This is a genomic window from Escherichia sp. WS338 (assembly GCF_046486405.1).
Taxonomy (GTDB): domain Bacteria; phylum Pseudomonadota; class Gammaproteobacteria; order Enterobacterales; family Enterobacteriaceae; genus Escherichia; species Escherichia coli.
Genome location: NZ_JBJQLL010000026.1, coordinates 18,251 through 36,959, shown reverse-complemented (window position 1 = coordinate 36,959; position 18,709 = coordinate 18,251). Strand labels below are relative to the sequence as shown.

General features: G+C 49.3%; 18 protein-coding genes. 14 read left to right on the top strand and 4 right to left on the bottom strand.

Annotation, left to right across the window (positions count from 1 at the left end):
* The first annotated feature begins 86 nt into the window (after window positions 1–86).
* Window positions 87–1,727: a methyl-accepting chemotaxis protein Trg gene (gene trg / locus ACJHWT_RS19210; protein WP_001098589.1), complete on the top strand. Its 1,641-nt coding sequence runs from the start codon at window positions 87–89 to the stop codon at window positions 1,725–1,727.
* Between the two features lie 37 nt (window positions 1,728–1,764).
* Here the strand turns inward: trg and ACJHWT_RS19205 are convergent, their stop codons facing one another.
* Window positions 1,765–2,688: a LysR substrate-binding domain-containing protein gene (locus ACJHWT_RS19205; protein WP_001317805.1), complete on the bottom strand. Its 924-nt coding sequence runs from the start codon at window positions 2,686–2,688 to the stop codon at window positions 1,765–1,767.
* A 216-nt stretch (window positions 2,689–2,904) separates the two neighbouring features.
* On the opposite strand from ACJHWT_RS19205, the gene ACJHWT_RS19200 reads away from it, so the two are divergent.
* The 4 genes from ACJHWT_RS19200 (at window position 2,905) to rimL (ending at window position 7,094) form a co-directional block, all read left to right on the top strand.
* Window positions 2,905–4,248 (top strand): VOC family protein, encoded by a 1,344-nt coding sequence (locus tag ACJHWT_RS19200; RefSeq protein ID WP_000013808.1) that lies wholly within the window; start codon window positions 2,905–2,907, stop codon window positions 4,246–4,248.
* 224 nt (window positions 4,249–4,472) lie between these two features.
* A complete protein-coding gene (gene opgD, locus ACJHWT_RS19195; RefSeq protein ID WP_000375968.1) occupies window positions 4,473–6,128 on the top strand; it encodes a glucan biosynthesis protein OpgD in 1,656 nt (551 codons plus the stop codon).
* 139 nt (window positions 6,129–6,267) lie between these two features.
* On the top strand, window positions 6,268–6,492 hold the full coding sequence (locus tag ACJHWT_RS19190; RefSeq protein ID WP_001296778.1) for a YdcH family protein: 225 nt from the start codon (window positions 6,268–6,270) through the stop codon (window positions 6,490–6,492).
* A 62-nt stretch (window positions 6,493–6,554) separates the two neighbouring features.
* Window positions 6,555–7,094 carry a 50S ribosomal protein L7/L12-serine acetyltransferase gene (gene rimL / locus ACJHWT_RS19185; RefSeq protein ID WP_001317807.1) on the top strand — a complete coding sequence of 180 codons (540 nt, stop codon included), beginning with the start codon at window positions 6,555–6,557 and terminating at the stop codon, window positions 7,092–7,094.
* On the opposite strand, the gene ydcK is transcribed toward rimL, so the two are convergent.
* A complete protein-coding gene (ydcK, locus tag ACJHWT_RS19180; RefSeq protein ID WP_001234014.1) occupies window positions 7,086–8,066 on the bottom strand; it encodes a YdcK family protein in 981 nt (326 codons plus the stop codon). The two genes, rimL and ydcK, sit on opposite strands and share 9 nt — an antisense overlap.
* 123 nt (window positions 8,067–8,189) lie before the next feature.
* Between ydcK and tehA the strand changes: the two genes are divergently transcribed.
* The 3 genes from tehA to ACJHWT_RS19165 all read left to right on the top strand — a co-directional run bounded on the left by tehA (window position 8,190) and on the right by ACJHWT_RS19165 (window position 10,779).
* A complete protein-coding gene (gene tehA / locus ACJHWT_RS19175; protein ID WP_001317808.1) occupies window positions 8,190–9,182 on the top strand; it encodes a dicarboxylate transporter/tellurite-resistance protein TehA in 993 nt (330 codons plus the stop codon).
* Window positions 9,179–9,772, top strand: coding sequence for a tellurite resistance methyltransferase TehB (gene tehB, locus ACJHWT_RS19170; protein WP_000586735.1), 594 nt, complete (start codon window positions 9,179–9,181; stop codon window positions 9,770–9,772). Before tehA ends, tehB begins: the two co-directional genes overlap by 4 nt.
* 338 nt (window positions 9,773–10,110) lie before the next feature.
* Window positions 10,111–10,779, top strand: a complete 669-nt coding sequence (locus ACJHWT_RS19165; protein ID WP_001261034.1) for a DUF3313 domain-containing protein — start codon at window positions 10,111–10,113, stop codon at window positions 10,777–10,779.
* Window positions 10,780–10,813: 34 nt separating this feature from the next.
* Here the strand turns inward: ACJHWT_RS19165 and ydcO are convergent, their stop codons facing one another.
* Window positions 10,814–12,025, bottom strand: coding sequence for a BenE family transporter YdcO (gene ydcO, locus ACJHWT_RS19160; protein WP_071593090.1), 1,212 nt, complete (start codon window positions 12,023–12,025; stop codon window positions 10,814–10,816).
* Window positions 12,026–12,077: 52 nt separating this feature from the next.
* Here ydcO and sutR point away from each other — a divergent pair, with 52 nt between their 5' ends.
* Window positions 12,078–12,614 carry a DNA-binding transcriptional regulator SutR gene (sutR, locus tag ACJHWT_RS19155; RefSeq protein WP_000429147.1) on the top strand — a complete coding sequence of 179 codons (537 nt, stop codon included), beginning with the start codon at window positions 12,078–12,080 and terminating at the stop codon, window positions 12,612–12,614.
* A 72-nt stretch (window positions 12,615–12,686) separates the two neighbouring features.
* Window positions 12,687–14,648: a 23S rRNA 5-hydroxycytidine C2501 synthase gene (gene rlhA / locus ACJHWT_RS19150; RefSeq protein WP_001317809.1), complete on the top strand. Its 1,962-nt coding sequence runs from the start codon at window positions 12,687–12,689 to the stop codon at window positions 14,646–14,648.
* Window positions 14,649–14,739: 91 nt separating this feature from the next.
* Here rlhA and ACJHWT_RS19145 read toward each other — a convergent pair whose 3' ends face one another.
* On the bottom strand, window positions 14,740–14,970 hold the full coding sequence (locus ACJHWT_RS19145) for a YncJ family protein (protein WP_000494243.1): 231 nt from the start codon (window positions 14,968–14,970) through the stop codon (window positions 14,740–14,742).
* A gap of 221 nt (window positions 14,971–15,191) precedes the next feature.
* Between ACJHWT_RS19145 and hicA the strand changes: the two genes are divergently transcribed.
* The 4 genes from hicA to ydcS all read left to right on the top strand — a co-directional run bounded on the left by hicA (window position 15,192) and on the right by ydcS (window position 18,703).
* Window positions 15,192–15,368, top strand: a complete 177-nt coding sequence (gene hicA, locus ACJHWT_RS19140; RefSeq protein WP_000813796.1) for a type II toxin-antitoxin system mRNA interferase toxin HicA — start codon at window positions 15,192–15,194, stop codon at window positions 15,366–15,368.
* 43 nt (window positions 15,369–15,411) lie between these two features.
* On the top strand, window positions 15,412–15,828 hold the full coding sequence (gene hicB, locus ACJHWT_RS19135) for a type II toxin-antitoxin system antitoxin HicB (RefSeq protein WP_076838470.1): 417 nt from the start codon (window positions 15,412–15,414) through the stop codon (window positions 15,826–15,828).
* A 78-nt stretch (window positions 15,829–15,906) separates the two neighbouring features.
* Window positions 15,907–17,313 carry a PLP-dependent aminotransferase family protein gene (locus ACJHWT_RS19130; protein ID WP_000760605.1) on the top strand — a complete coding sequence of 469 codons (1,407 nt, stop codon included), beginning with the start codon at window positions 15,907–15,909 and terminating at the stop codon, window positions 17,311–17,313.
* Window positions 17,314–17,557: 244 nt separating this feature from the next.
* Window positions 17,558–18,703 (top strand): putative ABC transporter substrate-binding protein YdcS, encoded by a 1,146-nt coding sequence (ydcS, locus tag ACJHWT_RS19125; RefSeq protein WP_000047448.1) that lies wholly within the window; start codon window positions 17,558–17,560, stop codon window positions 18,701–18,703.
* Window positions 18,704–18,709 lie beyond the last annotated feature (6 nt).

Below are 18,709 nucleotides of genomic sequence, written 5' to 3'. Positions count from 1 at the left end.
CGCAAAGAGGTTTTTGGTCATAAGTAATTACCGTCAAGTGCCGATGACTTTCTATCAGGAGTAAACCTGGACGAGAGACAACGGTAATGAATACAACTCCCTCACAGCGATTAGGTTTTTTGCATCACATCAGGCTGGTTCCGTTATTTGCCTGCATTCTTGGCGGTATCTTAGTTCTATTCGCATTAAGTTCTGCTCTGGCTGGCTATTTCCTCTGGCAGGCCGATCGCGATCAGCGTGATGTTACTGCGGAGATTGAGATTCGGACCGGGTTAGCGAACAGTTCAGATTTTTTGCGTTCAGCCCGGATCAATATGATTCAGGCCGGGGCAGCGAGTCGTATTGCGGAAATGGAATCAATGAAGCGAAATATTGCGCAAGCCGAATCGGAGATTAAACAGTCGCAGCAAGGTTATCGTGCTTATCAGAATCGGTCGGTGAAAACACCTGCTGATGAAGCCCTCGACACTGAATTAAATCAACGCTTCCAGGCTTATATCACGGGTATGCAACCTATGTTGAAATATGCCAAAAATGGCATGTTTGAAGCGATTATCAATCATGAAAGTGAGCAGATCCGACCGCTGGATAATGCTTATACCGATATTTTGAGCAAAGCCGTTAAGATACGTAGCACCAGAGCCAACCAACTGGCGGAACTGGCCCATCAGCGCACCCGCCTGGGTGGGATGTTCATGATTGGCGCGTTTGTGCTTGCCCTGGTCATGACGCTGATAACATTTATGGTGCTACGTCGGATCGTCATTCGTCCACTGCAACATGCCGCACAACGGATTGAAAAAATCGCCAGTGGCGATCTGACGATGAATGATGAACCGGCGGGTCGTAATGAAATCGGTCGCTTAAGTCGTCATTTACAGCAAATGCAGCATTCACTGGGGATGACAGTAGGGACTGTTCGACAGGGTGCGGAAGAGATTTATCGTGGCACCAGCGAAATTTCCGCTGGCAATGCGGACCTTTCATCTCGCACCGAAGAACAAGCGGCGGCAATCGAACAAACTGCCGCCAGCATGGAGCAACTCACTGCGACGGTGAAACAGAATGCGGATAACGCGCATCATGCCAGCAAACTGGCGCAAGAGGCTTCTATTAAAGCCAGCGATGGCGGGCAGACGGTTTCCGGTGTAGTAAAAACGATGGGCGCTATCTCCACGAGTTCGAAGAAAATTTCTGAGATCACCGCCGTCATCAACAGTATTGCTTTCCAGACGAATATTCTGGCACTGAATGCTGCCGTTGAAGCCGCGCGAGCGGGTGAGCAAGGGCGTGGATTTGCCGTTGTCGCCAGCGAAGTACGGACACTCGCAAGCCGCAGCGCTCAGGCGGCGAAAGAGATTGAAGGCTTGATCAGTGAATCAGTCAGGTTAATTGACCTGGGATCGGATGAGGTGGCCACGGCCGGGAAAACCATGAGCACTATTGTTGATGCCGTCGCGAGTGTCACACATATCATGCAGGAAATTGCCGCCGCCTCGGATGAGCAAAGTAGGGGTATAACGCAGGTTAGCCAGGCGATATCTGAAATGGATAAGGTGACGCAACAGAATGCTTCTCTGGTAGAAGAGGCCTCAGCAGCGGCAGTGTCCCTTGAAGAACAGGCGGCACGATTAACTGAGGCGGTGGACGTATTCCGTCTGAACAAACATTCTGTGTCGGCAGAACCTCGCGGAGCTGGTGAACCAGTTAGTTTCGCTACAGTGTGAAAATGTTAAAGGAGGGATCGACAGATCCCTTCACCTTTCAGAACGGCATTGATTTTCGAATAGCGTTAATCATCAACTGGCAACCAGAAGAGAACGTCGCATCTACGCGGGTCAGTATTCCAATCGGTTCGCCTGCACCATGACCCGGAACAGGCAGGGCCACCAGCGTGGCATGACGCAGGTCGTCTTTTACAGCGCCAGAAGGGACAAACCACACGTAATCGTATTCAACCGTAAGTTGACGAGATAGCGAAGCAGACAGCGTTTCGATACAACCCGAAGGAATTTTACATCCCTGGCTCTGCACTAATGCATCTGAATGCTGGCGTGGCGCAGTGCCTTCTGGTGATACAACGACCGGCCATTCCAGCACCCGGCTTAGCGTTACGTTCTCCTGAAGTAGCGGATGATCAGGGCGGACAACCAGCTTCAGCGATTCAAGAAACAGCAGTTCGTAATTAAGTCCGGTCATCAGTTCAGGATCTGACATCCGACCAATGCCGATATCGATTTCCCCGGTTTTCAAACCCGCCAGAATCATAGGGTTACTCATTGTCGCAACTTGCAAGGTCGTTTCTTTTTGTTGCTGATGAAACTGGCCTATAACCGAAGGTAATATCCCCAGTGCCGCAGTAGGTAGTGCACCAACCCTGACGACATCATTATTAAGACCTTCTTTACGATGAAGCGACTGTCCGGCAGTGTTGATGGCGTCAAGAACTCTGACTGCATGCGTTAAAAATTGTTCGCCGGGTAAGGTAAGTTGCGCCCCCTGACGACCACGCTCAAACAAGCGAGCGCCCGTCAGCTGCTCCAGTTCATTCAATGTCTTAGAGAGCGCAGGTTGACTCAAATTAAGGGTTTCAGCCGCGCGCCCCAAAGTTCCTTGTTGTGCGACAGCTACGAATGTATGAAGGTGGCGCAAACGGATGCGCTGACTAAACAGACTATTTTTTTCCATAAGCGATGTTAAAAACGAAGCGGTGTCGCTGACAAGTGAAGTTGTTTGATTATGATAACTTGATTGCAAAATATTATTAACAATTAAAGCAATTATGTTACAGCGAAATGGATAATATTGATGTTTTCGCGGCGAGATCACAGTTTGCAAATTCTTCCCGCCAGAGTGAATGCGGTTACCTACACTCCAGATTACTGACCACTGGAGGCAGACATTATGGCGAACAGCATCACGGCGGATGAGATTCGGGAACAGTTTTCGCAGGCAATGTCAGCCATGTACCAGCAAGAAGTTCCGCAGTACGGTACGCTGCTGGAACTGGTAGCTGATGTGAATCTGGCTGTGCTGGAAAACAATCCTCAACTGCACGAAAAAATGGTAAATGCAGACGAGCTGGCGCGACTGAATGTTGAACGTCATGGGGCGATTCGTGTTGGGACTGCACAAGAGCTTGCTACTCTTCGGCGGATGTTTGCCATTATGGGGATGTACCCGGTGAGCTATTACGATCTCTCGCAGGCGGGGGTGCCGGTACATTCGACAGCATTTCGGCCCATTGATGATGCTTCTCTGGCGCGTAATCCCTTCCGCGTTTTTACTTCATTACTCCGCCTTGAGCTTATCGAGAACGAAATTTTGCGCCAGAAAGCGGCGGAGATTCTGCGTCAGCGCGATATCTTCACCCCACGTTGTCGACAACTGTTAGAGGAATATGAGCAGCGGGGCGGTTTTAACGAAACACAGGCACAGGAGTTTGTGCAGGAAGCCCTGGAAACGTTTCGTTGGCACCAGTCAGCAACGGTAGATGAAGAAACCTATCGCGCCTTGCACAACGAACATCGGTTGATTGCTGATGTGGTCTGTTTTCCTGGATGCCATATCAACCACCTGACGCCACGCACGCTGGATATTGACCGGGTGCAGTCGATGATGCCTGAATGCGGAATTGAACCCAAAATTCTGATCGAAGGGCCGCCGCGCCGCGAGGTACCGATTTTACTACGCCAGACTAGCTTTAAAGCACTGGAAGAGACGGTGTTGTTTGCAGGGCAGAAACAGGGCACGCATACCGCGCGCTTTGGTGAAATAGAGCAACGTGGCGTGGCATTAACGCCGAAAGGACGACAACTGTATGATGATCTACTGCGGAACGCTGGAACCGGGCAGGATAATCTCACTCACCAAATGCATTTACAGGAAACCTTCCGCACTTTTCCTGACAGTGAGTTTTTAATGCGTCAGCAAGGGTTGGCATGGTTCCGGTACCGTCTGACGCCTTCAGGTGAGACGCATCGTCAGGCGATTCATCCCGGAGACGATCCACAGCCCTTAATTGAACGTGGTTGGGTAGTGGCGCAACCCATTACCTATGAAGATTTCTTGCCTGTTAGCGCGGCGGGGATCTTCCAGTCAAATCTGGGTAATGAAACGCAGGCACGCAGTCACGGTAATGCCAGTCGCGAAGCATTTGAGCAGGCGTTGGGCTGCCCGGTTTTGGATGAGTTCCAGCTTTATCAGGAAGCGGAAGAACGCAGTAAACGTCGCTGTGGTTTGCTTTAAATTCTGACCATCCGCCTTTGCAAAAATTTGCCTGATTTTACAAACGAATCAGGCTCATCCCATCGACATAAAAAAATTGCCGATTTATGCATATTCTCTCAGTTCAACAATTGGATTATTAATAAATATTGTCTAGAGTGAGCGGTCATAAATAAGCACTTTCTTGCCGCTGAAAACGACCAGCGCGGGACCATTCACAACACCAGAAGGACTCACTTTCAGGTATGGATCGTAGACGATTTATTAAAGGTTCAATGGCTATGGCCGCCGTGTGCGGTACCAGCGGCATTGCTTCTCTTTTTTCTCAGGCGGCATTCGCGGCAGATTCTGATATTGCCGACGGGCAAACCCAACGTTTTGACTTCTCCATTCTACAGTCAATGGCGCACGACTTAGCGCAAACAGCGTGGCGTGGTGCGCCGCGTCCGTTACCTGACACTCTGGCGACAATGACGCCGCAGGCTTATAACAGTATTCAATACGACGCCGAAAAATCGCTCTGGCATAACGTTGAGAACCGTCAACTGGACGCTCAGTTCTTCCATATGGGAATGGGATTCCGTCGCCGCGTTCGTATGTTTTCTGTTGATCCCGCAACACATCTGGCGCGTGAAATTCACTTTCGCCCGGAGTTGTTCAAATACAACGATGCGGGTGTTGATACCAAACAATTAGAAGGGCAAAGCGATCTCGGTTTTGCCGGTTTTCGCGTGTTTAAAGCCCCCGAACTGGCGCGCCGTGATGTCGTATCATTCCTCGGCGCGAGTTATTTCCGCGCGGTTGATGATACATATCAATACGGTTTGTCGGCCCGCGGCCTGGCGATCGACACTTACACCGACAGTAAAGAAGAGTTCCCCGACTTTACTGACTTCTGGTTTGATACGGTAAAACCGGGGGCAACCACCTTTACCGTTTATGCGTTGCTCGATAGCGCCAGCATTACTGGTGCCTATAAGTTCACTATCCATTGTGAGAAAAGTCAGGTGATTATGGATGTGGAAAATCACCTGTATGCGCGCAAAGACATTAAACAGCTGGGCATTGCGCCGATGACCAGCATGTTCAGCTGCGGTACTAATGAACGTCGGATGTGCGACACCATTCATCCGCAAATCCATGACTCAGATCGTCTGTCCATGTGGCGGGGCAATGGCGAGTGGATTTGTCGTCCGCTGAATAATCCGCAAAAATTGCAGTTCAATGCTTACACCGACAACAACCCGAAAGGGTTTGGTTTATTGCAACTGGATCGTGATTTCTCCCATTATCAGGACATTATGGGCTGGTATAACAAACGCCCAAGTCTGTGGGTGGAGCCGCGTAACAAGTGGGGTAAGGGCACCATCGGCCTGATGGAAATCCCAACAACGGGCGAAACGCTGGATAACATTGTCTGCTTCTGGCAGCCAGAAAAAGCTGTGAAAGCGGGTGATGAGTTTGCATTCCAGTATCGTCTGTACTGGAGTGCGCAACCGCCTGTTCATTGCCCATTAGCGCGCGTTATGGCGACGCGTACCGGCATGGGCGGTTTCCCGGAAGGTTGGGCGCCAGGTGAACACTATCCCGAAAAATGGGCGCGTCGTTTTGCCGTCGATTTCGTTGGTGGTGATCTGAAAGCTGCCGCGCCAAAAGGCATTGAGCCGGTGATTACGCTTTCCAGTGGGGAAGCGAAGCAAATCGAAATTCTCTATATTGAACCCATTGATGGTTATCGTATTCAGTTTGACTGGTATCCGACTTCGGACTCCACTGATCCGGTCGATATGCGGATGTATCTGCGTTGTCAGGGCGACGCTATCAGTGAAACATGGCTCTATCAGTATTTCCCGCCAGCGCCGGATAAACGTCAGTATGTTGACGACCGCGTGATGAGTTAGTCGTTTTTTCTTCGGCACCTTCTTCGGGAGGTGCCGTCTGGTTAAACACGATCCCGCTCGCATTTTTCCCTAAGTTAAATGAGTAATCTGATGGTGTGTATTTCAGATACACCTTGTCAGCCACTAACAGGGAGTGCGTATGTTTCCAGAATACCGAGATTTAATATCCCGTCTGAAAAACGAAAATCCTCGCTTTATGTCCTTGTTCGATAAACACAATAAACTTGATCATGAAATTGCCAGAAAGGAAGGTTCCGACGGTCGAGGGTACAATGCGGAAGTGGTCCGCATGAAAAAACAAAAGCTACAGTTAAAAGATGAGATGCTCAAAATCCTGCAGCAGGAGAGCGTCAAAGAGGTGTAAACTTTCCTAAGCCGCCAGCCAGGCGGCTTTTTTAACAACTGCATGGATTGACTGGAGATAAGATGACTGAAACGATAAAAGTAAGCGAATCACTTGAATTACATGCTGTTGCAGAAAATCACGTCACACCTCTTTATCAGTTAATCTGTAAAAATAAAACCTGGTTACAGCAGTCGCTAAACTGGCCGCAGTTTGTTCAAAGTGAAGAGGACACGCGAAAAACGGTGCAGGGTAATGTGATGTTGCATCAACGCGGCTATGCCAAAATGTTCATGATTTTCAAAGAAGATGAACTTATCGGCGTTATCTCGTTTAATCGTATTGAACCACTGAATAAAACCGCTGAAATTGGCTACTGGCTGGACGAATCTTATCAGGGGCAGGGGATCATTTCTCAGGCGCTGCAGGCATTGATTCATCATTACGCTCAGTCTGGTGAACTTAGACGCTTCGTGATCAAATGTCGGGTGGACAATGCGCAAAGCAACCAGGTCGCTTTGCGCAATGGTTTTATCCTTGAAGGTTGTCTGAAACAGGCTGAGTTCCTGAATGATGCCTATGATGATGTGAACTTATACGCGCGTATTATCGATTCACAATAACCCTGCCAGCGGCGTTCGCGTAATGCGCTCCTCGCCGTTAATGACTTTTGGACCACGGACATGAACCGTGTCGCCATCAAAGGCTTCAACGACGGCGTGGTCGGTTAACTCCACATGTTTTTCAATTATCACCGCACCTGTAATACGGCTCTCACCTTGTATTACAACGTGCTCGTCGAGCAGAATCGGTCCGCCACGTACCACGGCATTTCCGCCAATCAAGACATGATGTTTTAACACACAATTACCTTCCACAATGGCATATTCCGCCACCTGCGAACTGTAATGAATCGTCGGAATGGCATCTTCTTCTATGCCAGCTTTCACCTGCGCGTGACCGTAGACTTTAGCGCAATCGCATAGCCAGACGTTGTTCTCTTCATTACCTTCAACGCTGGCAAAATCAAAAACTTCGGCGCGATGTTCAATAAAAGCATACCGGACGACGGCATCGCCATAAATTTGTGCCTGGTGAACAATACGCGAGGCGCTAACCCTTGCGCGATCATAAATTTGTAGCAGGAGTTGATGGTCGGGCGTTAAGCCTTGTGCGGCGACGATCATAGAATGTTGATCAATTAAGGCGTGACCAAATATTCTACATTGACCACAAACTAATGAGTCACGAATGGTGACGCTGTCACTTATATATGCACCTTGGCTGATTTCACTATTATCGATCCAGACATTATCCGTTGCGTAAACCTCTCCCCACAGCACGCTGGTGCCGGTGATACGCGTATTCCCGGATATCACCGTTCCGCCGAACGCAATAGCATTCTGGTCGTAAATCCAGCAATTTCCTTCCTGTGCTAACACCGTTTCGCGATCGATCCAGCCGCCAGCGGTTTCTGCTATCACATCGTTAAAATCGCTCATGGCGATAATCTGCCGTAATAACACACTTTTTTTAGTGCCATCATCCTGATAACTAAAGGCTCGCTGTTCTTCACTTAGACGATATTTGCGCATAGCGTTTTCCCACAGGTGACTTACTATAACCGTAGTAAATTCTGCGGCTCTGGCTATGCTCGAGAAAATTCCATAAAATGCATTTCAAATATACTTTATAAATTAAACAAAATGAGTAAGAAGATGCAGAGCGATAAAGTGCTCAATTTGCCGGCAGGCTACTTTGGTATTGTGTTGGGGACGATAGGGATGGGATTTGCCTGGCGCTATGCCAGCCAGGTTTGGCAGGTCAGCCACTGGTTAGGGGATGGGCTGGTGATTCTGGCGATGATCATCTGGGGATTATTAACTAGCGCATTTATTACCCGACTCATACGCTTTCCGCATAGCGTGCTGGCGGAAGTGCGCCATCCAGTGCTGAGCAGTTTTGTGAGTTTGTTTCCGGCAACGACGATGCTGGTGGCGATTGGTTTTGTTCCGTGGTTTCGCCCACTGGCGGTGTGCCTGTTCAGTTTTGGCGTCGTGGTTCAGTTGGCTTATGCCGCCTGGCAAACTGCGGGATTATGGCGCGGATCTCACCCTGAAGAAGCTACCACGCCTGGACTGTATCTGCCGACAGTTGCCAACAACTTTATCAGCGCAATGGCCTGTGGTGCGTTGGGCTACACCGACGCCGGTCTGGTGTTTTTAGGCGCAGGCGTTTTCTCATGGCTAAGCCTTGAACCTGTGATCTTGCAGCGTCTGCGCAGTTCGGGAGAATTACCCACGGCGCTGCGGACATCACTCGGCATTCAGCTCGCTCCTGCGCTGGTGGCCTGTAGTGCCTGGCTGAGCGTCAACGGCGGCGAGGGTGACACGCTGGCGAAAATGCTTTTCGGTTATGGACTGCTGCAACTGCTGTTTATGCTACGTCTGATGCCATGGTATCTCTCCCAGCCATTTAATGCTTCATTCTGGAGTTTCTCGTTCGGCGTATCTGCACTGGCAACCACCGGTTTGCATCTGGGGAGTGGCAGCGATAATGGATTTTTCCATACGCTGGCGGTGCCGCTGTTTATCTTTACCAATTTTATTATTGCAATACTGCTCATCCGTACTTTTGCGCTTCTGATGCAGGGAAAATTGTTAATCAGAACCGAGCGCGCCGTTTTAATGAAAGCAGAGGACAAAGAATGATCATTCGTGACGAAAACTATTTTACTGATAAATATGAATTAACTCGCACACACTCTGAAGTGCTGGAAGCGGTGAAAGTGGTTAAACCGGGTAAAACGCTGGATCTGGGCTGTGGCAATGGTCGTAACAGTCTTTACCTGGCAGCCAATGGTTATGATGTTGACGCATGGGATAAAAATGCCATGAGTATCGCCAACGTCGAGCGGATTAAATCCATTGAAAATCTGGAGAATTTACACACCCGGGTCGTTGATCTGAATAACCTCACATTTGATGGACAGTATGATTTTATTCTTTCGACTGTGGTGCTGATGTTCCTTGAGGCTAAAACCATCCCAGGGCTGATTGCCAATATGCAACGTTGCACTAAACCTGGCGGTTACAACCTGATTGTGGCGGCGATGGATACCGCTGATTATCCATGTACCGTCGGCTTCCCGTTTGCCTTCAAAGAGGGGGAATTACGTCGATATTACGAAGGCTGGGAGATGGTGAAATACAATGAAGACGTCGGCGAGCTGCACCGCACCGACGCCAACGGTAATCGTATTAAACTGCGTTTCGCCACGATGCTGGCACGTAAAAAATGACCCGCTAGGAACAAGGCGCGTGAAAATTCCCCACGCTGAGATGGTTTACTGTTCTTCTTTTCGGTAAGCATATTTTTTATCGAATGGATGTGAAATTAATCACAGTAGTCGAAATTTTTTAGCAGCTTAACTTACTGAAATTTAACTACTGATGATTGACTTAGCCCCTTTTTCGGCAGCCCCTTTTTCGGCATTGACTATGTCTTTTTCGGCATTGACTATGTCGTCTGAAAAGGGGCTAAAAAATTTATTTTCACCAACACTTTTTTTGCCACAACACGAAGCGGCGCTTTTTGCTATAACTTAGAAAGTAATATAATCATCTCAGGAAACTATTCATGCGTACCACATCAATTGCGAAAGTTGCAGCTTTATGCGGCTTGTTGGCTCTGTCTGGTTGTGCCTCTAAAATCACCCAGCCAGATAAATATTCTGGTTTTTTAAACAATTACTCTGATTTAAAAGAAACAACCTCAGCAACAGGTAAACCTGTTTTACGTTGGGTAGACCCGAGTTTTGATCAAAGCAAATATGACAGCATCGTCTGGAACCCAGTCACTTATTATCCGGTACCGAAACCATCTACCCAGGTAGGGCAGAAAGTTCTGGATAAAATTTTGAGTTATACCAACACCGAAATGAAAGAAGCGATTGCGCAGCGTAAACCACTGGTTACCACCGCTGGGCCGCGTAGTCTGATTTTCCGTGGGGCCATTACCGGTGTAGATACCAGCAAAGAAGGGCTGCAATTCTATGAAGTGGTTCCTGTTGCATTAGTGGTTGCGGGGACGCAAATGGCGACGGGCCACCGTACCATGGATACTCGCCTGTATTTTGAAGGTGAGCTGATTGATGCAGCGACTAATAAACCGGTTATCAAAGTCGTTCGTCAGGGCGAAGGTAAAGACCTGAATAACGAAAGTACGCCAATGGCTTTCGAAAATATTAAACAAGTTATTGATGACATGGCGACCGATGCCACCATGTTTGACGTTAACAAAAAGTAATACCAGTTGCGCCATCGTTAGATGGCGCTTTTTATTATCGGTTTCTGTTAGCGATTAAATTCAACACCACGTAACAAACGCCTCCGGCAATTAATCCCCAGAACGCAGAACCAATCCCGACCAGCGTCAATCCACTTGCCGTTACCAGAAATGCCACCACCGCCGCGTCGCGCTCACGCTCATTATGCAGCGCCTGATACAAACTGCCGCCAATGGTACTCAACAGCGCAAGACCTGCCAGCATCTGGATCCAACTTACGGGCAGGGCAGCCATCATCCCGGTAATGGCACTACCAAACAGACCTGCGATCAAATAAAAAATGCCGGCAACGGCAGCGGCCAGCCAACGTTGATCTTTATCCGGATGCGCTTCCGGGCTTTGGCAAATAGCCGCGGTGATTGCCGCAATACCGACGGAATAAACGCCGAAAGGGGAAAAAAACAGTGCCAGCAATCCAGTAAACACAATTAATGGCGAAACAGGAGCCGAATATCCAGCTGCTTTCATTGCTGCGATACCCGGTGCGTTTTGCGATGCCATCGTCGCCAGAAAAAGGGGGAGTGCAACGCTCAGGCTGTGAGCAAACGAAAAATCAGGGGTAATATAAGTGGGGAGAACGGGTTTAAAGACAACATCATTTGTGACAACGTCACCTTGTGCGATAACGATGACGATCCCAATAATCATTGCGGCAATTACCGCATAGCGCGGCGCAACGGCCTTGGTTGCCAGCCATACCAGCAACATACTGCCACACAACGTAAATTGACCATCCAGGCTCGCAAACGCCTTTAAACCAAAGCGTAATAAAATCCCGGCAAGCATTGCCGCCGCAAGCGAGTGCGGAATAATGCGCATCAGACGAGCAAAGAGTCCCGTTATGCCGCAGAGGACTATTAACGCGTTGGTGACAATAAAAACGCCGATGGCTTCGTTAAGTGTTAGTCCCTGTAATCCGGTGACCAACAAAGCCGCGCCAGGCGTTGACCATGCGGTGAGAACAGGTACGCGATACCATAATGTCAGAGCCAGCGTACTGACGCCCATTGCCAGCCCCAGCGCCGTCATCCAGCCAGAGATTTGTGCAGTGGTGGCTCCGGCGACAATCGCTGCTTGCCAGATTATTGCCGCTGAACTGGCGTAGCCAATTAATACCGCCAGAAACCCCGCCAGTAGCGTGGGCGGAGGAATAGAAAACAGACGCATAGTCACCTCGTGCGTTATAGCATACAGGCACCGTAGCATTTGTCCGTTATAACGCACAAGTGATAAACTTACGTTTTGCCGGAGGAGTCGCATGGAAAATCTCGCTCGCTTTTTATCCACCACACTTAAACAACTACGTCAGCAGCGCGGCTGGAGTCTTTCGCGACTGGCAGAAGCGACGGGCGTTTCTAAAGCGATGTTAGGGCAGATTGAGCGTAATGAGTCCAGCCCGACGGTCGCGACATTATGGAAAATTGCCACCGGGTTGAATGTGCCATTTTCGACATTTATTTCTCCGCCGCAGTCCGCTACGCCTTCAGTTTATGATCCTCAACAGCAGGCGATGGTGATCACTTCGCTGTTTCCTTATGATCCACAACTCTGCTTTGAACACTTCTCGATTCAGATGGCACCTGGTGCAATAAGTGAATCGACGCCCCATGAGAAGGGAGTAATCGAACATGTTGTCGTCATTGATGGGCAACTTGATCTGTGCGTTGATGGTGAATGGCAGAGCCTTAATTGTGGAGAAGGCGCTCGATTTGCTGCAGACGTTACGCATATCTATCGTAATGGTGGGGAGCAAATCGTACATTTTCATTCCCTCATCCATTACCCACGCAGTTAAGCGGGAAAACTATTTCGCAACGTCGCGCTTGTGGCTAAAATAGCCGCCATTTTTCAGCTACTGGATAAGAATGTGACCGTATCTTCTCATCGACTTGAACTGTTAAGCCCGGCACGCGATGCCGCCATTGCCCGCGAAGCTATTTTGCACGGTGCCGATGCTGTTTATATCGGCGGCCCTGGTTTTGGTGCCCGTCATAATGCCAGTAATAGCCTGAAAGATATTGCCGAACTGGTGCCATTTGCCCATCGTTATGGTGCAAAAATTTTCGTCACGCTTAACACCATTTTGCATGATGATGAGCTGGAACCTGCGCAACGGCTGATTACCGACCTCTACCAGACCGGCGTCGACGCGCTGATTGTTCAGGATATGGGGATTCTGGAACTTGATATTCCGCCGATTGAACTGCACGCCAGTACGCAGTGCGACATTCGTACAGTAGAAAAAGCGAAGTTCCTCTCTGATGTTGGCTTCACGCAGATTGTGCTGGCGCGAGAGCTGAATCTTGAGCAGATCCGCGCGATTCACCAGGCCACGGACGCGACCATTGAATTCTTTATTCATGGCGCACTGTGCGTGGCCTATTCGGGTCAGTGCTACATTTCTCATGCGCAAACAGGGCGTAGCGCCAACCGTGGCGATTGCTCGCAGGCGTGCCGTTTGCCATACACATTGAAAGACGATCAGGGGCGGGTGGTTTCCTATGAAAAACATCTGCTGTCGATGAAAGATAACGATCAGACTGCCAACCTCGGCGCGCTGATTGATGCTGGCGTACGCTCCTTCAAGATTGAAGGGCGTTACAAAGATATGAGCTACGTGAAGAATATCACCGCCCATTATCGCCAGATGCTGGATGCCATTATTGAAGAACGTGGCGATCTGACGCGTGCTTCATCAGGTCGTACTGAACATTTCTTTGTTCCATCGACGGAAAAGACTTTCCACCGTGGTAGCACAGATTATTTTGTGAATGCCCGTAAAGGCGATATTGGCGCGTTCGATTCGCCGAAATTTATCGGCCTGCCGGTGGGTGAAGTATTGAAAGTGGCGAAAGATCATCTCGATGTTGCCGTTACCGAGCCACTGGCAAATGGCGATGGCCTGAACGTGATGATTAAACGTGAAGTCGTCGGCTTTCGTGCCAATACGGTCGAGAAAACCGGAGAAAATCAGTACCGCGTCTGGCCCAATGAAATGCCAGCAGAGTTGCACAAAATTCGCCCGCATCACCCACTAAACCGTAATCTTGATCATAACTGGCAGCAGGCACTGACAAAAACTTCCAGCGAACGTCGGGTGGCGGTAGACATTGAACTGGGCGGCTGGCAGGAACAACTGATTCTGACCCTCACCAGTGAAGAGGGTGTCAGCATCACGCATACGCTGGACGGGCAGTTCGACGAAGCCAATAACGCCGAAAAAGCAATGAACAATCTAAAGGATGGTCTGGCAAAACTGGGGCAAACCATCTATTACGCCCGCGATGTGCAAATTAATTTGCCGGGTGCGCTGTTTGTACCAAACAGTCTGTTAAACCAGTTCCGCCGTGAAGCCGCCGACATGCTAGATGCTGCGCGTCTTGCCAGTTACCAGCGCGGCAGCCGTAAACCGGTTGCTGATCCTGCGCCGGTTTATCCGCAAACGCATTTGAGTTTCCTCGCGAACGTTTACAACCAGAAAGCGCGTGAATTTTATCATCGCTATGGTGTGCAACTGATTGATGCGGCGTATGAAGCGCATGAAGAGAAGGGCGAAGTCCCGGTGATGATCACTAAGCATTGTCTGCGCTTTGCCTTCAATCTGTGCCCGAAACAGGCGAAAGGCAATATCAAAAGCTGGAAGGCGACGCCAATGCAACTGGTTAACGGCGATGAAGTATTAACGCTAAAGTTTGATTGCCGCCCATGCGAGATGCACGTCATTGGCAAAATCAAAAATCACATACTGAAAATGCCGTTACCGGGAAGCGTAGTGGCATCCGTAAGTCCGGATGAGCTGCTGAAAACTTTACCGAAGCGAAAAGGGTAAAACGCCAGTTTTCTGGTTACTCACAACTCATCAAATCTGCATGATATTGCCTGCCGGGTAAGGCGTCATGCCGCATCCGGCAACAAATGACTCAACGATGTCCCGCTTCTGGTTTGCGCGATTTTTGCCAGTAAAAATGCTCGCGCAAACCTTCCGCCGACTCTTCCGCCACAGCACGCAATTCATCGCTGTCCGCTTCATGACGCAGCTGATGATCCACATTCTTTACCCACACAAATTCATGTCCTTTGTGCCCTGCCATGAGTTGTCCTGAGAACAGCGCACACGTTAATAAGACAACTGATAACGCCTTCGTAAACATCCTGCCACCTTTTTCTTACCTTTTGTCGCTATGATGCCGATCGTTTCTTGAGGTTATTATTCAGTTTTGCAAATTAGCGCAAAGAAATTCTGGAATCTTCCTTCCTGATTTTGCATTGCATTCTGCCGTTGCGGCGATTTAGTGCTATTTTCGAGCAAATTACACACGGAGGTAAACACTAATGTTTACTTTGTTGATATACTCAGCGGCAGGGAGGCGATGTGAAACAAAGCGAGTTCAGACGTTGGCTCGAATCTCAGGGCGTCGATGTGGCGAATGGCAGCAACCATTTGAAACTCAGGTTTCAAGGGCGACGCAGTGTCATGCCGCGTCACCCCAGTGATGAGATAAAAGAACCATTGCGTAAAGCAATCCTGAAGCAACTCGGTTTAAATTAATCGCCATAAGAAGGTTAATGACATGCGAGAGACAGTCAAAATTATGCGTTATCCCGTCACTCTTACTCCTGCGCCGGAAGGCGGTTATGTGGTTTCTTTTGTAGATATCCCTGAAGCGTTGACGCAGGGAGAAACTGTTGCTGAAGCGATGGAAGCAGCAAAAGATGCCTTACTCACCGCATTTGATTTTTATTTTGAAGATAATGAGCTAATCCCGTTGCCTTCGCCATTAACTAACAACGATCACTTTATTGAAGTGCCTTTAAGTATCGCCTCTAAAGTATTGCTGTTAAATGCTTTTTTACAGTCAGAAATCACTCAGCAAGAGTTAGCCAGACGAATTGGCAAACCTAAACAGGAGATTACTCGCTTATTTAACTTGCACCATGCTACAAAAATCGACGCCGTCCAGCTTGCGGCTAAGGCGCTTGGCAAAGAGTTATCACTGGTGATGGTTTGATAACAGTTAATGAAAAGTTGTCATTTTTAACAACTGATATAGACTGCCGAATCATCTGCACATAATTACGATTCGATAATGAAAAAATACCAGCAGCTTGCAGAACAATTACGCGAGCAGATTGCGTCGGGTATCTGGCAACCTGGCGATCGTTTGCCTTCGTTGCGTGACCAGGTGGCGCTTTCTGGCATGAGCTTTATGACTGTCAGCCATGCCTATCAGTTGCTCGAAAGTCAGGGACATATTATCGCGCGACCGCAGTCGGGTTATTACGTTGCGACACAGGCAATAAAAATGCCGAAAGCGCCAGTCATTCCAGTCACTCGAGATGAAGCAGTCGATATCAACACCTATATTTTTGATATGTTGCAGGCCAGTCGCGATCCGTCGGTAGTTCCGTTTGCCTCGGCCTTTCCCGACCCGCGACTTTTCCCCCTCCAACAACTCAACCGCTCGCTGGCACAGGTAAGCAAAACCGCCACGGCGATGAGCGTGATTGAAAACTTACCGCCAGGAAACGCTGAACTGCGTCAGGCTATAGCTCGTCGCTATGCCTTACAGGGCATCACCATTTCACCCGATGAAATTGTCATTACTGCCGGGGCGTTAGAGGCATTAAACCTCAGTTTACAAGCGGTCACTGAACCGGGCGATTGGGTGATAGTAGAGAATCCTTGTTTCTACGGTGCGTTGCAGGCGCTGGAGCGGTTACGGCTGAAGGCGTTATCGGTGGCGACGGACGTTAAAGAAGGGATTGATCTCAAGGCGCTGGAACTGGCGTTGCAGGAGTATCCGGTGAAAGCGTGCTGGCTGATGACTAATAGCCAGAATCCACTCGGATTTACCTTAACGCCGCAGAAAAAAGCGCGGCTGGTAGCGTTGCTCAATCAGTACAACGTAACGCTGATTGAAGATGACGTTTACAGCGAACTTTATTTTGGACGGGAAAAACCGCTGCCTGCGAAAGCGTGGGATCGCCACGATGGTGTTTTGCATTGCTCTTCGTTTTCGAAATGTCTGGTGCCTGGTTTTCGTATTGGTTGGGTCGCCGCCGGAAAACATGCACGTAAAATTCAACGCTTGCAGTTGATGAGTACGCTTTCCACCAGCTCACCGATGCAGCTTGCGCTGGTGGATTACCTTTCCACGCGCCGATACGACGCCCATCTTCGTCGCCTGCGTCGCCAGCTTGCGGAACGTAAACAACGTGCCTGGCAAGCACTGCTGCGTTATCTGCCTGCGGAAGTGAAAATTCATCATAATGACAGCGGTTATTTTCTCTGGCTGGAGCTCCCCGAGCCGTTAGATGCGGGCGAATTAAGCCTGGCAGCACTGACGCATCATATCAGTATTGCGCCGGGTAAAATGTTTTCTACCGGTGAAAACTGGTCACGTTTTTTCCGTTTTAATACCGCGTGGCAGTGGGGAGAACGTGAAGAACAGGCGGTTAAACAATTAGGCAAACTTATTCAAGAACGGCTGTAATAGCGTTTAATTAAATTCCTCTCAGGTTGGGTAATATGAATTTCGAATAGCAGTCATATTTCCTAACTCCTTGTCTATACTCCAGAAGATAACCTTACATACGGCATAATGCGCGGTAGCTCACAACCTGATTAAATTTTCTCAGGGGCGAAGGTGTGCCTGCTAGCCGCCGTCTATGGTTAAACAAGGAGATATTTTTACGGCACGGCGGCTGAACAATTAATTACGACAGGAGTAAGACTTTATGAGCAAGACATTTGCCCGCAGCAGCCTGTGTGCGCTCACCATGACAATAATGACCGCTCACGCCGCCGAACCACCTACCAATTTAGATAAACCGGAAGGGCGACTGGATATTATCGCCTGGCCGGGATACATCGAACGCGGACAAACTGATAAACAATACGACTGGGTAACGCAATTCGAAAAAGAGACAGGCTGCGCGGTGAATGTTAAAACCGCCGCGACTTCCGATGAAATGGTCAGTCTGATGGCCAAAGGGGGTTACGATCTGGTTACGGCATCCGGCGATGCCTCGCTGCGTTTGATTATGGGTAAACGCGTGCAGCCAATTAATACCGCCTTGATTCCCAACTGGAAAGCGCTCGATCCGCGCGTGGTTAAAGGCGACTGGTTTAACGTTGGCGGCAAAGTTTACGGCACACCTTACCAATGGGGGCCGAACCTGCTGATGTACAACACTAAAACCTTCCCGACGCCGCCGGATAGCTGGCAAGTGGTTTTTGTTGAGCAGAATCTGCCGGACGGCAAGAGCAATAAAGGCCGGGTACAGGCTTATGATGGCCCTATCTACATTGCGGACGCTGCGTTGTTCGTTAAAGCCACGCAGCCGCAGTTGGGCATCAGCGATCCGTATCAACTCACCGAAGAACAGTACCAGGCGGTGCTGAAAGTGCTGCGCGATCAACATAGTTTGATCCATCGCTACTGGCATGACACTACCGTGCAAATGAGCGATTTCAAAAACGAGGGTGTGGTTGCTTCCAGTGCATGGCCTTATCAGGCCAACGCCCTGAAAGCCGAAGGCCAGCCTGTCGCTACCGTTTTCCCGAAGGAGGGCGTTACCGGTTGGGCTGACACCACCATGCTACATAGCGAAGCGAAACATCCGGTTTGCGCCTACAAATGGATGAACTGGTCATTAACCCCAAAAGTGCAGGGCGATGTGGCGGCCTGGTTTGGCTCGTTACCAGTAGTGCCGCAAGGGTGTAAAGCCAGTCCGTTATTAGGCGAGAAAGGTTGTGAAACAAACGGTTTTAACTATTTCGATAAAATCGCCTTCTGGAAAACGCCTATAGCAGAAGGGGGCAAGTTTGTTCCCTACAGTCGCTGGACGCAGGATTACATTGCCATTATGGGCGGTCGCTAACTTCGC